At 42.3% G+C, this 13,895-nt stretch carries 13 protein-coding genes; 3 read left to right on the forward strand and 10 right to left on the reverse strand.

All coding sequences use genetic code 11. The annotated features are described in order from the left end of the window. Positions 1-3 precede the first annotated feature (3 nt). From RI561_RS01755 to nadC, 7 genes are all read right to left on the reverse strand, one after another. A complete protein-coding gene (locus RI561_RS01755) occupies positions 4-417 on the reverse strand; it encodes an ExbD/TolR family protein (RefSeq protein ID WP_395078494.1) in 414 nt (137 codons plus the stop codon). Between the two features lie 2 nt (positions 418-419). Further along, the gene (locus RI561_RS01760; protein WP_395078495.1) at positions 420-1,127 is read right to left on the reverse strand and encodes a MotA/TolQ/ExbB proton channel family protein; all 708 of its coding nucleotides are present in this window, start codon (positions 1,125-1,127) and stop codon (positions 420-422) included. A 13-nt stretch (positions 1,128-1,140) separates the two neighbouring features. Continuing rightward, positions 1,141-2,907 (reverse strand): SPOR domain-containing protein, encoded by a 1,767-nt coding sequence (locus tag RI561_RS01765; RefSeq protein ID WP_395078496.1) that lies wholly within the window; start codon positions 2,905-2,907, stop codon positions 1,141-1,143. Positions 2,908-2,910: 3 nt separating this feature from the next. Continuing rightward, positions 2,911-3,108, reverse strand: a complete 198-nt coding sequence (locus RI561_RS01770; protein ID WP_395078497.1) for an HU family DNA-binding protein — start codon at positions 3,106-3,108, stop codon at positions 2,911-2,913. A 4-nt stretch (positions 3,109-3,112) separates the two neighbouring features. Then, entirely contained in the window at positions 3,113-4,849 is a 1,737-nt protein-coding gene (locus tag RI561_RS01775; RefSeq protein WP_395078498.1) for a hypothetical protein, read from the reverse strand. Positions 4,850-4,994: 145 nt separating this feature from the next. Continuing rightward, positions 4,995-6,104, reverse strand: a complete 1,110-nt coding sequence (gene nadA, locus RI561_RS01780; protein ID WP_395078499.1) for a quinolinate synthase NadA — start codon at positions 6,102-6,104, stop codon at positions 4,995-4,997. Positions 6,105-6,195: 91 nt separating this feature from the next. Beyond that, a complete protein-coding gene (nadC, locus tag RI561_RS01785; protein ID WP_395078500.1) occupies positions 6,196-7,026 on the reverse strand; it encodes a carboxylating nicotinate-nucleotide diphosphorylase in 831 nt (276 codons plus the stop codon). 265 nt (positions 7,027-7,291) lie between these two features. Between nadC and RI561_RS01790 the strand changes: the two genes are divergently transcribed. The 3 genes from RI561_RS01790 to argS all read left to right on the forward strand — a co-directional run bounded on the left by RI561_RS01790 (position 7,292) and on the right by argS (position 10,922). Further along, positions 7,292-8,440 carry an IscS subfamily cysteine desulfurase gene (locus RI561_RS01790; RefSeq protein ID WP_395078501.1) on the forward strand — a complete coding sequence of 383 codons (1,149 nt, stop codon included), beginning with the start codon at positions 7,292-7,294 and terminating at the stop codon, positions 8,438-8,440. 8 nt (positions 8,441-8,448) lie between these two features. Then, entirely contained in the window at positions 8,449-9,018 is a 570-nt protein-coding gene (locus tag RI561_RS01795) for a DsbA family protein (protein WP_395078502.1), read from the forward strand. Between the two features lie 269 nt (positions 9,019-9,287). Next, the gene (gene argS, locus RI561_RS01800; protein ID WP_395078503.1) at positions 9,288-10,922 is read left to right on the forward strand and encodes an arginine--tRNA ligase; all 1,635 of its coding nucleotides are present in this window, start codon (positions 9,288-9,290) and stop codon (positions 10,920-10,922) included. Positions 10,923-11,005: 83 nt separating this feature from the next. Here the strand turns inward: argS and RI561_RS01805 are convergent, their stop codons facing one another. The 3 genes from RI561_RS01805 to dnaN form a co-directional block, all read right to left on the reverse strand. Beyond that, the gene (locus RI561_RS01805) at positions 11,006-11,812 is read right to left on the reverse strand and encodes a class I SAM-dependent methyltransferase (protein ID WP_395078504.1); all 807 of its coding nucleotides are present in this window, start codon (positions 11,810-11,812) and stop codon (positions 11,006-11,008) included. Between the two features lie 111 nt (positions 11,813-11,923). Next, positions 11,924-12,712, reverse strand: coding sequence for an S-adenosyl-l-methionine hydroxide adenosyltransferase family protein (locus RI561_RS01810; protein ID WP_395078505.1), 789 nt, complete (start codon positions 12,710-12,712; stop codon positions 11,924-11,926). Further along, positions 12,712-13,827, reverse strand: a complete 1,116-nt coding sequence (dnaN, locus tag RI561_RS01815; protein ID WP_395078506.1) for a DNA polymerase III subunit beta — start codon at positions 13,825-13,827, stop codon at positions 12,712-12,714. The genes RI561_RS01810 and dnaN overlap by 1 nt, the downstream gene beginning before the upstream one ends. Positions 13,828-13,895: the final 68 nt, after the last annotated feature.

A 13,895-nucleotide genomic window follows, 5' to 3' on the forward strand; every position in this document is an offset into this window, starting at 1 on the left:
TGGTTAGGATCCTTGTTCCGTAGCCATTATTATTCTTAGGTTTAAAGCCCTGCTTACGTTCATAACACGTACGGCATCATCAACTTTGGCATCTTTATCGGCCCTAAGTACAACGGTACTCTGGGGTTTATTATTTCGGGCGTTTCTTATGGCAGAAGCTAAGGAACCCCGGGCAGTAAGTTCACCATCCACATAAAACTCTCCGGTTTTAGTTACAGCCACCGAAATAAATTGCGATTCTGTAGCTGCACTGCTTTCCGCTCTCGGTACTTCCACCCGGATACCAAAATTGGTAACAAAGGAAGAGGTAAGCAGGAAGAAAATAAGCAACAACAATACAATATCAGTCAGTGACGACTGTGAAAACAGCGAAAGAGGCGGTAAGCGTTTATCTCCTTTTCTGAAATCTCGTGCCATGATTATTTATTCTCTTTTTTGGCGGGTGATTGTAATAGGTCAAGAAAATCTGCCGTGGCATTTTCAAGCTCAAAGATAGAGCGGTTAATTTTACCGAGCAGAAAATTATAAAATCCATAAGCTATCAGGCCAACAATCAAACCGGCTGCGGTAGTAATTAAAGCCTCCCAAATACCACCGGCCAGCACGCTTGGATTTACATTTCCCTGTAAAGACTGAATATCCATAAATGCTTCAATCATACCGGTTACCGTTCCGGTAAAGCCCAAAAGGGGAGCCACACCTGCTATAGTAGCCAGCCAGTTCATTCGTTTTTCGAGAAAAAAGATTTCCTTTTTCCCGGCATTGTCGATGGCGTCTTCAATATCGCGTATGGGGCGTCCCAACCTTTTTATACCGGCTTTAATAATTCTTGAAATAGGTTTATCAAATTCATCGCAATAACGCATGGCTTCGCTTGCTCCGCCTTTGCCGGATTTTAGCATGCCCTCTATAGTCCCTAAAAACTTTTCCGGTTCAACATGAGAGCGATTCAGGGCACGCCATCGCTCAACGATAACGTACATTCCGATTATAAAAAGAGCGAAAATGGGAATCATTAAAACTCCGCCCTCAAGCATTAAATCAAAAAATGAGGTGGTTTCTTCCTGCATAGCCATCAGGGAATCAACGGCAGTGGTGTCCTGCAAAAATATCAGCAATGGGTACATGTAGATGATCTGTTTATTGAATTTTGGTTATGAAATAATTTTCTAAAAAGTCTTCGTCCATGTTTTCAACGGCAATAGCCGCATCGCGCATAGTTTCGAACTGTCCTAAGCTTACGCGCCAAAGTGTTCCATATTGTTGAGATGGAATTTCCGCAAGCAGTGCTCTGTAGCCTTGTTCACTAAGTTCATTGTGCGCTTCTTGGGCATTGGCTTGATTACTTAATGAGTAAAGAACAATAGTATATCCGTCATTTGCCGCAGAAACCGGATTTCCATTCAAACCATATGTAGGTTGATTTTCCGGAGCCTGAGTTTGTGCCTGATCAGCTTCTGTTTGTTGTTGTTCTTGTTGAGGTTCACTAATCGGTGGTTGTTCCTCAGATTGTTCAGGTTCTTCTTGTTGAGGATCCTGAGTATCAGCTTCGGTTCCAGTCTCTGTTGCGTCCTCTTCAACCTCGGGTTCCGCGTCCGTTTCCTGTGTAGCCGGCTGTTGTGGCGAATCAGCAGATGCGACTGTGGTGGTACTTTCCTCAGGGGTAATACCCGGAATATTTATAACTCCAAAATAGCCTAATCCATAGGTACCTCCCGCTAACACAACGATTATGAGAAGTACCCAAAGCATGACGGGCGGAGAAGATGTGTTAGCAGCAGGAGATGAGGTTGGCTGTTTAGTTGTAGACTCTGCTTTTTCTTTTTTCTTTTTTGCATCTTCAGAAGCCAAGTTAGTAATTACAGGAATGGGTTCGTCCTCATCAGCTTCTTCTTCAGGCTTCTCTTCAAGCTCTTCCATAATGGATTCTGGAACCGGCTCATCGTCCTCGTCTTCTCCCGCTAATGCTTCAAAGGGATCTTCATCTTCTTCGGAATCGATTTCCTCTTCAGAATCTATTTCATCCTCGTCAGTAACTTTTTCTTCAACCGGCTCAGGCTCTTCCTGTTCGTCAACTTCTTGCTCTACTTCAGGCTCAAGATCTTCAGTTTGCCCTTCCTCAACTGTTTCTGTTTCTTCCGTTTTTTCTTCTAAATCAGCTGACTCAATTTCATCCTGTTCTTCTTCGGGTTCTAAATCAGCGTCTTCATCAAAAATAGCCAGAAAGTCATCCTCTTTATCTGAAGACTCTTGCTCCGGGGAATCAGGTTCTGTTGCCACATCAGCTTCAAGTTCTTGTGCTTCAGCTCTGTCAACTTGTTCTTCTGAAGAAGATTCTTCGGTAGGCTCCGGTTCGTCAATATCATCTAAAAGCCCGGAGAAAAATGGCTTGTCTTTTTCCTCTTCCGGTTTTTCAGGATCATAGGGAACGTCATCAAAGCCGGGCTTTTCTTCCAGCGTTTCTTCCACTTCTTCAGGGATGGAGTCTTCATTTTCGGCATCAGCAAATTCTTCGACATCCTCAGAGGATTCTTCTTCAATAGAAGAATCTGCATCAGGCTCCTCAGTATCATCCAATATTCCTGAAAAGGGATCTTCGTCGTCTTCCTGAGCTTCTTGTTCAACCGATTCGTCTTTTTCCTCTTTAGGAGCATCATCAAGTTCTATGGGCTCCATTCCGGCGTATTTGTAATTAATTTCTGTGGCAAGGTCATCGGAAGGCATGAATACAATGTTATCTCCAATGCCACTAAAAACCCCAAGCCCATCAACTTCATAGGCATCCCCTTCACCGATAGCATCATGAATTTCATCAATTAATTCACTCAGCTGTGTTTTGACTTGTTCTTCATCAAGCCCCGAGGCTTCTGTTAAAAGTTCAACAAGTTTAGAATGATCGATATGCATGACTTACCCCTTTTTCTCAGCTGTAAATTCAAGAGTATCTTTTGGAGGGATCATCATATTAGTACCATCCGCTCTTTTTTCTTGCTTTTGATTGTGATGAACCGGTTTAAATGTACCGAGTCCTTTAATCTCCACAGAATTTTTCATAATGATTTGATCTCGAATCACTATTTCCAGTGCTTCTAAAAATTCGTCTGTCATAATCTTAGAATTTAACGGTTAACCCTCCAAATATTTGGAATGGACGTTCGGTGTAGCCATTCCAAATTTCATATTGCTGATCCATAATATTTAACAGTTTGGCATAAACACCAAATGTGTCATTAATTTGATATTCTGTGCCAAAATTCAGCAGTAAAAAAGCCCCTAAATCACTGTTAGTTTCAGGAGATTCTCTTTTTCCTATGTATTCTCCCCAGCCGCTGATTTTTAAATCCTGAATAGGTTTGAAGTGAACCGCAGCTTCAAGCCCCAGTTTTTCTTCATAGGGGATGGTTCCTCCACCCTTCAACTTAGGACTGCGAACGTAAACTTTCGCATCTGCCCAAAATTTTGAGGGAACTAATTGATGGCTTGCTCCGCCGTAAATCTCGAAGATATTGGCATCTTCGTAAACAATACGGTAGTAATCATAGGGATCATTAATCGGGTGAAAAGCTCTAACGCGTTGATAGTAACTATAGTTGTCAATGCTTTGGTACCCCATACCACCAAATATTCGGTTTCCTTCAATGAGTTGATAATTAACTTCAGCATTTACGTCTACATTATATGAGCGCAGAAGTTGATTAAATGATCTTATAAATGGGTTGTATTGCTGATGATCTTGAAAAGTTGTTCTTACCGGTTTTGCGTAGATATTACCTGAAACTGAAAGAGCTTCGTTCAAATTATGTTTTATCTCAATGTCAGGGGCAAAATAAAAGGTTTCAGAAATAGGGTCATTGGCGTAGGCTACTCCAACCTTTCCTTTAATTCGGGTTTGAAGATTGAGTAAAAGTTCATAAGTAACAGAAAGTTGACTATCAATCCAGTCACGCCCAGCACCTGAAGGACCGTTTCCGAAAGTATTCTTAAAAATATTGGTGTTGTAGTGAGCCCCTGAAATTTCAGCCGTTATATCGAAAGTCTCATACATGCGCTTACCGGGCCAATAGTAGGATATGCTGGAGTAGTACATGTTTTCAGCAACATTGCCGGCCCCTGCTCCGGGAGGGCTAATTTTTAGATCCGCATCAAAAAGGGATCCGCCAAGAGTAAATTCCATGCCATTGAAAGCATTATTGCTTTTTCTAATGATAACCTCAGCAGAAGCTCCTTGGTTTACTTTTTCCGGGACGCCGTTTGTTCCTGCAAGATCATACATATAAAGTTGATCACTGAAAGCACCGGCATTAAAAGAAAAAGACCATTTATCATTTGTTTGTTGATGGTATTGGGTGTTTAAATCGAGGAAATGAAAACCACTTTTTTGGTCAGGAAGGTGCCCGTCTGAACCACGGTAATTCAAATTAGCAGAAAAAATACTTTTTTCATTTGGTTCGAAGAAACCATATCCGTTTACTTCTGGCGTTAAATAACTTCCAAAGCCGGCCCGCAGGTATGCATTAGTTCGGGCCGGGATGGAAAGAAAGTATCGAGCGGGCGGTTCAGGACGTCCCAATTGCGTAATGGAAATATCAGCTACAGCCTCTTCTCGGGTTTCCAGGAAAGGCATGCGATTTGGATCAATTTGATATACGCGTGGCTTAGGATTGAAACCAAGAATAGGTTGTCGTCTTAATCCGGGAAAGCGAGCCTGAAACTCACTTCGAATCTCAATATCCTGCGGGTTAATTTCAGGCAAAAGAGAATTATCTGCAGCCTGACCATCTTGAGCGGTAGCAACCATGGGGGCTGCCAACAAAAAAAGAAGAAATACTAAAAGTCTTTGATTCATCATGGAGTTGCGTTTCCTGAAGGTACTAAAAAATGACTGAAGGTTTAAGGGTGCCTAACGAAAAATATGTACCGGAAAGTATAGGACTATGTTCCTGCTACACAAGGATTTGATGTGCATTTTTTACAGATACCGAACTGTAAAAAAATTAAGAACGATCCAGCATTCGGTTCAGGGCCAAAACGGCATGTTCAGCAACCTCTTCAGGTACGGTGATTTGATTTACTACTTCACCCTGTTCCAGTTTTTCGAGAGACCACAATAAATGAGATAAATCAATTCGATTCATCGTCAGGCATGGGCACATAAAAGGATTTAAAGAAACGATTTTCTTATCCGGGTTTTCCTGTGCTAAGCGGTTAACGAGATTCATTTCTGTTCCAATAGCCCATTTGGTTCCGGGGTCGGCACTTTCAATGGTATTGATGATGAAACTGGTAGAGCCATCGTAATCGGAAGCTTGTACGACATCAAAAGTACATTCGGGGTGAACCAAAATATTCATATCCGGTTCTTGCTTGCGAAGGTTCTCGATATGCTTCACGTTAAACTTCTCATGAACCGAACAATGTCCTTTCCAGAGAATAACTTTTACATCGTCAAAATCACCTTCGTATTCAAACTCTTCTTCAATCGGGGCCCAAACGGCCATTTGTTCCAAAGGGATTCCAAGGTCGTAAGCGGTATTTCGGCCAAGGTGTTGATCCGGTAAAAACAAAATACGCTCTTTTTGGGTGAAGGCCCATTCCAGCATTTTCTTGGCGTTGGAGGATGTAACGGTAGCACCCCCATGTTTTCCAACAAAGCCTTTGATAGATGCCGTTGAGTTCACATAGGTGAGGGGCAGAATGGTATCCCCAAAAACTTCCTGCATGACTTCCCAGCCGGATTCCGTTTGATCAATATCCGCCATATCCGCCATAGAACAACCGGCACGCATATCCGGTAAAATCACCTTTTGGTCAGGACGAGTTAACATATCTGCTGTTTCTGCCATAAAATGCACGCCGCAAAACGGGATGAAGTCCGCCTCCGGTTTAGCGGTACAGATTTGGGCAAGTTTTAGAGAATCGCCACGGACATCTGCAAATTGGATGACTTCATCCTTTTGATAATGATGTCCCGGGATAAATAACCGCTCACCAAATTTTGCTTTTATCTCCCTGATACGATCTTCCATCTCTTGAGTGGAGAGCTGATTGTAGCGGTCAGGCAATGTTACTTCTGAGTCAATTTCCAGAATGTCTAAAACTTCCATAATGCAAATATTGCGTAGTCAAAAATTGTATGGTTTCAGCCCAGTAAAGGTAAGAATTATATTGAAGAAATCGTTTCCCAAGGCGCAAGAATTATTTTAGGTTAAAACTGATATCAAGAGCCTTAACGGAGTGTGTGAGCCATCCCAGTGAAATGACATCAGCTCCGCAGTCTTTATATCCGTTTATAGTATCCGGAGTGATGCCCCCAGAAACCTCAACAATAATATTATCCGGGATTATGGCGGTAAGTTCTTTCACCTCATCAGGAGTACGATTATCCAGCATAATAACGTCAACGCCTGCTTTTATTGCTTCCTGTACTTGATGTTTAGATTCGGTCTCCACTTCTATTTTTACCATATGTCCGATTTCAGCTCGCACTCTTTCAACGGCTTTAGTGATACTCCCGGCCGCTTTTATATGATTGTCTTTGATCATTACCCCATCATCCAAACGAAATCGATGGTTTGATCCCCCTCCAGAACGAACCGCATATTTTTGGAGTGAACGCAGTCCCGGCAATGTTTTTCGGGTATCGGTGACAGAAATGGAATCGTCATTCAGCAGGATAATGACTTCTTGGGTAGCCGTAGCAATTCCACCCAAGTGCTGAATCAAATTTAAAATTACACGTTCGCCCGTTAAGAGTGCCCGTACCGAGGCTTTAACTTCGGCAATGGTATCTCCTCTTTTTACCGTATCTCCATCCTGCTTATGAAATGTTACCTTAGCGTCCGGGTCTAATAGTGTGTAGCCGGTTCTGATGATTTGAAGTCCGGCCACAATTCCATCGGCTTTAGCGGTATAAGTACCTTTTCCGAGCTTTGAATCAGGAAAAATAGCATTGGTAGTAAGGTCGCCCATGCCAATATCTTCGGCAAAAGCTTTTTTCAGAAGTTCCGTTAGCTCAAGTTGATTCATAAGGTGATTAGCGGGAATTATTTGTCTATTTTTCGGGTGAAGAGTGATTAACTATGAAGATTGTCATCCAGAACGCTCTGTCAGAAATATTTAATAAATTGTATTTCACTAAGGACTTCAAAGATTTAACAATCTATGATGCATCAATTATTGAGACTCTTCGCGTTAAGCATGAGAGGTCAATCAAAACCTTTGGGCGCTCAGAGTGACAACTATCACACAGAAAACAAGATACCGTTTTTAACCCTTTTTTTAGAGTTTTTCAATGATATATCTGGACCATGCCGCAACTACCTCTATCAGTGATGAAGCACTTGAAGTGTATCAAAAAGTGGCTAAAAATTATTTTGGTAACGCCAGCAGTATGCATGACAAAGGTTCGGGTGCAGAACAAATTCTCGAGGCTTCCAAAAAAACGATAGCTTCTACGCTAAATGCACGGCCAAAAGATATATTTTTTACCTCAGGAGCCTCAGAATCCAGTTTTCTCGCAATCTATTCTTTACTGAAAGCTTGTGAGGGCAAGCATATAATCACCACGCCTATTGAACACTCCTCAGTTCGGAATATTTTTATTAAGCTTGAGCAAGAAGGATATGAAGTGTCTGTAGTTTCGGTAGATAAATATGGACGGGTTGATGTTGATGAATTAAAGTCGCTTGTTCGGGATGATACTGCCTTGGCTTCCATTCAGCACGTGAATTCGGAAATAGGGACTATTCAGGATTTAGAAACCATTGGGGAATTCCTTCATTCCAAGAAGATTCTTTTACATAGCGATTGTGTGCAAAGTTATGGGCGTATTCCGCTGAATGTTCAATTGCTGAATGTGGATTCGATTTCTATTTCAGGACATAAAATTTATGGCCCCAAAGGAATCGGGGCTGTTTGGATGAATCCCAAAGTAAACTGGAAACCGGTATTTCCCGACTCCGACAATCAAAAGAAATTCAAGCCCGGCACGGCGGATGTACCATCAATAGCGGCATTTGCTACGGCGGCAAAAAAGATAAACCAAAACGCTTCCAGTGAGCAAGAACGAATTGCATCATTCCGGAAAAAACTGATAGCAGAATTAGAAAGACTTCCTTTTGACCATGAAATAATTGAACATCCAAAACGATCCGTCCCCAATATTTTAGGGCTGCGGTTTCCGGGAATGGAAGGGCAGTTTTTGATGCTGGAAAGCAATCATGCCGGATTGGCGATTTCAACCGGAAGTGCTTGTCAGGTAGGTTCCGACAAACCAAATAAAACAATGACAGCAATCGGAAAAGATGGACAAGAAGCGAGGGAGTTTATACGTTTATCCTTTGGAAAAGAAAACTCCGAAGAACAAATTCCACAGATAATTCAGAAAATGAATGGTATCTTGGAAAGACATTTTGATAAAGTAAATCAATACAGAGAATAGGATATAAGATGAAACGAGGATTATTTTTACTCACTTTTTTAGTTGCGCTATTTAGCATGCCACTGATGGCACAAGAGACAGAGGAAACTGAGCCTGAGGTCACAATTATTAAGTACAGTGACTTTCAATGCCCGGCCTGTAAGTATTATGTGAGCATAGAAGAACAGATTAAGGAAGCGTATGGTGATGATGTCGCAATAATATACAAACACTTTCCGCTGAATATACATCCACACGCACAAGTTGCAGCAAGAGCAGCTGAGGCCGCCCGGGCTCAGGGTAAATTCCAGGAAATGCACGATCTCATTTTTGAAGGGCAAGAACAGTGGGCTCGTGGAAACGCTGAGGCGATGTTTATAGGATATGCCCGTGAACTTGATTTAGATGTTGAACAATTTCAAAACGATATGAACTCAGCGGATATGCAGCGGATTGTAATGGCTGATAAGCGTGAGGGCTTGGATTTAAATGTAAATTCCACCCCAACATTTTATATCAATGGAACAAAGCTGGAACAAAATCCACGCACATTTGAGCAGTTTAAGTCTATCATCGATGGCATGATGGAGCAAGAGTAACGGACCACTTTTTTATATTTGTAAGCCATTTAATCTGGAAAGGTTTAGTGGCTTTTTTGTACCCTGATTTGCTCAACCCTCAATCCAGATTCTGTTTCCACAGTCAATTTGCCATCAAGGTACGAAATCACAAAGAATCACTTTGGATTTTTTGAAATTTAGTGACTTTGTGCTTTGATAGCCCTCCCTCAAAAAATCCTTATTCCATATTCAATATTCGAGATTCTTTTCCCTTATCTTTGGGGTGAATTTGAAAACCTATTATTTCCATGAAACAATATTTAGTTGAAATCATTGGTGAATCGCTCAAGCAGTTTGATTTAGATGAGCGGCCCGATATTCAAATTGAAGATCCCAAACAACCGGAACACGGAGACGCCTCCTCCAACATAGCGATGACGCTGGCACGTCCGTTGAAAAATAATCCCCGAGCTATTGCTCAAAAAATTGTGGGTGGTTTAGATTATGATGAAAAGAAAATTTCTTCCGTTGAGATAGCCGGACCGGGATTCATTAATTTCCGTTTTACTGAGGAGTATCTGTTCGATGAACTCGGTAAAATATTGAGTTTGGGAGCTGATTTTGGGAAGTCTTCTTCCTATGAAGGAAAACGGGTGCTTGTAGAATTTGTAAGTGCGAATCCCACCGGGCCTTTAACTGTGGGTCACGGCCGAAATGCTGTTTTAGGAGATACCGTAGCCCGACTTTTTGAATGGACCGGTGCTGAAGTGGAACGCGAATATTACTTCAACGATGCCGGCCGACAAATGCGCGTTTTGGGTGAAAGTGTGCGCGCCCGATATCTTGAGCTGTTGGGCAAAGAGGGAGAATTTCCCGAAGGTGGATATGAAGGTGGATATATAAGCGATATAGCACAGTCTTTGGTTGATGAAATAGGCGACGAACTTGTTGAAGCAGAAGATGAAACACCTTTCAAAGAAAAAGCTGAAGAAGAGATTTTTGCAGATATAAGCAGTACGCTGGAGCGGATGAAGATCGAAATGGATTCTTATTTCAACGAGCAGAGCTTGTATGACGACGGTAAAATTGAAGAGACCATCCAAAAGCTGAGAGATAAAGATCTGGTATATGACAAAGACGGCGCCGTGTGGTTTAAGACCACCGAATTCGACAAAGACAAAGACAAAGATACGGTTCTGGTAAAAAGTACCGGTGAGCCTACCTATCGTCTACCTGATATTGCCTACCACGCCAACAAACTGGATCGCGGTTTCGATCTATGTGTGGATGTATTTGGAGCCGACCATATTGCCACATATCCTGATGTGCTGAATGGCATTAAATCACTTGGTTACAATCCGGAAAAAGTAGATGTAGTGGTGTACCAGTTTGTGACTTTAGTGAAAGATGGAAAGCCGTTCAAAATGAGTACACGAAAAGCGAATTTTGTAACATTAGATGATTTGATGGATGAAGTAGGTGCTGACGTCACCCGTTTCTTCTTCCTGATGCGCTCCCCCAACACACACTTGGAATTTGATATTGCACAAGCCAAAGAAGCCGGCGAAAAAAACCCGGTGTTTTACCTGCAATATGCCCACGCACGTATCTCCAGTATTTTGCGAAAGGTAGAAGATGAATACGATTTCTCGAAAGATATTGATCTGAGCTTGCTTACCCATCCAAGTGAAATCACACTGATCAAAACCATGCTGAAATTCCCTGAAACCATCGCAAGTGCAGCCCGACTTCGGGAACCCCATCACGTGATTACTTTCTTGAATGACTTGGCCTCTGCATTCACTGCTTTCTATCATGATTGCAGAATCTTAGGGGAAGATGAAAAACTGGTTCAGGCCCGAACGACGTTGGCTAAAGCGGTAGCACAAGTTCTCAGAAATGGATTGGGTATTTTAGGGATTACAGCCCCGGAGCAAATGTAGATAATTTTAAATGTGTAAGTGCTAAATGTTAAATGGGGTGGCCTCCGCATTTAACATTCAACATTTAAAATTTATCATTCCGGCTACGCCGGTGTTAATTTCGTGAAGCAAACAATGCCTTTAACCAACTGATCTTCCACTTCAAACCCGGCTTGATTGAAAAGCTTATTGCTTTCATCTACCGTCCAAAAGTTGATACCCCCAAAAGTTGCAGACTCCTGAAGCAAGCGACCGTACCAGGCATCGGATTTGATGAGGTGCATCATAAAAAAGACCCCGTCCTCTTTTAGCACACGTTTGGCTTCGTAAAGTACTTTAAGCTCTTCGGTGAGTTCATTCAGTGTCCCTCCCATTACGACGCCATCAAAGGTTTTGGAGAAGAACGGAAGTTCGCGACCATCGGCCCGGAGGAAGTACATATTGGTTTCATCGGCTTCCGCTTTGAGGCGGGCTTCTTCCAGCATTTGAGAAGAAAAATCGAGTGCTACAATATTAGCTTTTTTCTGTGCAGCTTTGAGTGCGCGACCATAGAGTGCTGTGGAGCATCCCAGGTCCAGATACCAGCCATCTGCTTTTGGAGCGGTCCAGTCGATAAGTAATTCGTGTTCTTTTTCGATGGGGAACTCTTCACCGGAAAGTAAGGATAGCGATCGTTTTCGCCATAGATCTTCATAAATGGCTGCGGTAATTTTCCAATGATTGGTGCTTTGAGCTATGGAGGTAAATTCAGGTTCTTTGCCCAACAAGTCGATGATGTTGTTCTTAACCTGGTACTCATCGCCCTCTTTGGAGCCAACCGTTCCGTTAAAAGGCATCTCAAGGTTTGCCACTTCATCCGGAACGTGGATTCCAGCGCGCTCGTCAATAGGAGAACGTAATTCTAATTTCATAGTGAACCATTTTTTAAAGGGGTACGCTTAGATTTGTATTGTGTTACAGGGCTAATTCTTTGGAAAGTTTAAGCAAATGAACTGCTTTAGAGCAGAGTTACTCGACAAAAATTACTTTTGCAAAACAATAGAGATTTGTGCTCCCTTATCAACACTTAACATCCGTCCGGCATTTCCTTTATTAATGCCAATTTCCAGCATGCCTGAACTGCCGATGAATGCGGCAGGTTCTCCTTCCTCCACATCCCCAAAAGTTGAGACAATTTTGTTCAACATAGTATTGCCGACATAGATTTTGACGTTCTTTTTTTCCAGCTGTTTTTCGATGAGTTCTTCGGAAATATTGGTGATAAGATTACCAAAGCGGTCGATATGAACCACCCAGCCCTGCAACCCATCTTTATCGGCAATAGGCACTGCCCAATGGTAGGTAACCAGTTCATCAATAGGTTCGCCAATTTCCGTTAAAGAAACTCCATTACTGAGGTGGGCTGAAACCGGCGCAAAAATATCACGCCCGTGAAAGGTATTGGAGACTCCTTTCCGCCAAAATTCAGGATTACTCAACTTACAGGCTTCGTACTCAAATTCATTGAAGAACAAAGAGAAGATTCCGTTATCCGGCCCCACAAAATATTGGTCTTTGATCTTCAGAGCCACGGGATTTCGTGAAGTCCCAACACCGGGATCAACAACCACTAAATGGACCGTTCCGGGGGGATAAAGAAAAGCGGTGTTTCGGATTACCCAAGCCCCGGCCATGATGTCCTGAGGGGGGATTTCGTGAGAAATATCAACGAAGCGGACATCGGGCGATATACCCAACATCACCGCTTTCATGGCACTTACATAATAGTCTTGTAAACCAAAATCAGTTGTAAGAGTAATTATTTGACTCATCAAGCATAGCTGTTGAGCATAACCGGCATCACAAGCATCAAGATGTCTTCATGTTCGCCTTCTTCAGATGGCTTGACTATACCGGCACGATTTGGAGATGAAAATTCAAACGTTACTTCATCATCGTCAATATTACTTAACACATCACCGAGATATTTAGCGTTAAAGCCGATTTCCATTTCCTCATCAGAATATTCACAGCCAATGGTTTCTTTAGCTTCGCTGCTCATATCAAGATCTTCAGCGCGAATGGTGAGTTTATCGGATCCAAGCTGGAGACGGATTTGTCGCGTAGTAGAACTTGAGAAAATAGCTACCCGCTTAACCGTGGAAAGCATTTGGTCTTTACTGATGGTTAGGAACTTGTCGTTGTCTCGCGGAATAACCGAATCATAATTTGGATACTGCTCGTTAATAAGTCGGGTTATTACAATAGTGCTCTCACTCTTGAAGCGGGCATGATCTTCCGTAACGGTGAGATCGCAAGTTTCCCCATCAATCGTTTTTTGGATGAGATTTAAAGCTTTATCGGGAACGATGAAATTTACATCTGTATCGGCTTTAATTTCCCGGTTGGTATATTTAACCAGGCGGTGACCATCCGTTGCCACAAACTTACTTTCATCGGTGCCAAGCTGAAAGTAAACCCCCATCATAGCAGGCCGTAAATCATCACTCGAAACAGCGAATAGTGTTTTATGGATAGCGTTATTCATCAATTCCGTGGTAGTACTGATAGTTGTTCCTTCATCCAGGTTAGGAACCTCAGGGAATTCATCCGCATCATCTCCTACCAGCTTATATGAACCTTTATCGGTGCGGAAATTGATGTTCTTTCGTTCATCCACATCAAAAAATACGGGAATGTTGGGAAGTTGTCTGAGCGTCTCCAGCAAGCGGCGGGCAGGTATCGCTACTGCTCCGTCTTCTTCAATATCTGCGTTGATATATTCAATGATAGATATTTCAAGGTCGGTGGCAGTGAGTTTTAATTTCCCATCTTCACTCTCAAAAAGGATGGTTTCCAGAATGGGAAGAGTTGCTTTGGAGGGGACGGCTCCAATAACGGCCGAAAGTCCTTTGTTCAATTCATTACTCGATACAGAAAATTTCATAAACGTTTTATTTAAAATGGTTAAAGGGCTTAATTTTTCCCAAAGTTGCCCTTTCATTGGAGTGTGCT

It is taken from the genome of Gracilimonas sp. (assembly GCF_031581265.1).
GTDB lineage: Bacteria > Bacteroidota > Rhodothermia > Balneolales > Balneolaceae > Gracilimonas.

What these genes read in the sequence shown, in the direction of transcription:
- RI561_RS01755 (WP_395078494.1), bottom strand. Translation starts at nt 417, where the DNA reads ATGGCACGAGATTTCAGAAAAGGAGATAAACGCTTACCGCCTCTTTCG.
- RI561_RS01760 (WP_395078495.1), bottom strand. Translation starts at nt 1,127, where the DNA reads ATGTACCCATTGCTGATATTTTTGCAGGACACCACTGCCGTTGATTCC.
- RI561_RS01765 (WP_395078496.1), bottom strand. Translation starts at nt 2,907, where the DNA reads ATGCATATCGATCATTCTAAACTTGTTGAACTTTTAACAGAAGCCTCG.
- RI561_RS01770 (WP_395078497.1), bottom strand. Translation starts at nt 3,108, where the DNA reads ATGACAGACGAATTTTTAGAAGCACTGGAAATAGTGATTCGAGATCAA.
- RI561_RS01775 (WP_395078498.1), bottom strand. Translation starts at nt 4,849, where the DNA reads ATGATGAATCAAAGACTTTTAGTATTTCTTCTTTTTTTGTTGGCAGCC.
- nadA (WP_395078499.1), bottom strand. Translation starts at nt 6,104, where the DNA reads ATGGAAGTTTTAGACATTCTGGAAATTGACTCAGAAGTAACATTGCCT.
- nadC (WP_395078500.1), bottom strand. Translation starts at nt 7,026, where the DNA reads ATGAATCAACTTGAGCTAACGGAACTTCTGAAAAAAGCTTTTGCCGAA.
- RI561_RS01790 (WP_395078501.1), top strand. Translation starts at nt 7,292, where the DNA reads ATGATATATCTGGACCATGCCGCAACTACCTCTATCAGTGATGAAGCA.
- RI561_RS01795 (WP_395078502.1), top strand. Translation starts at nt 8,449, where the DNA reads ATGAAACGAGGATTATTTTTACTCACTTTTTTAGTTGCGCTATTTAGC.
- argS (WP_395078503.1), top strand. Translation starts at nt 9,288, where the DNA reads ATGAAACAATATTTAGTTGAAATCATTGGTGAATCGCTCAAGCAGTTT.
- RI561_RS01805 (WP_395078504.1), bottom strand. Translation starts at nt 11,812, where the DNA reads ATGAAATTAGAATTACGTTCTCCTATTGACGAGCGCGCTGGAATCCAC.
- RI561_RS01810 (WP_395078505.1), bottom strand. Translation starts at nt 12,712, where the DNA reads ATGAGTCAAATAATTACTCTTACAACTGATTTTGGTTTACAAGACTAT.
- dnaN (WP_395078506.1), bottom strand. Translation starts at nt 13,827, where the DNA reads ATGAAATTTTCTGTATCGAGTAATGAATTGAACAAAGGACTTTCGGCC.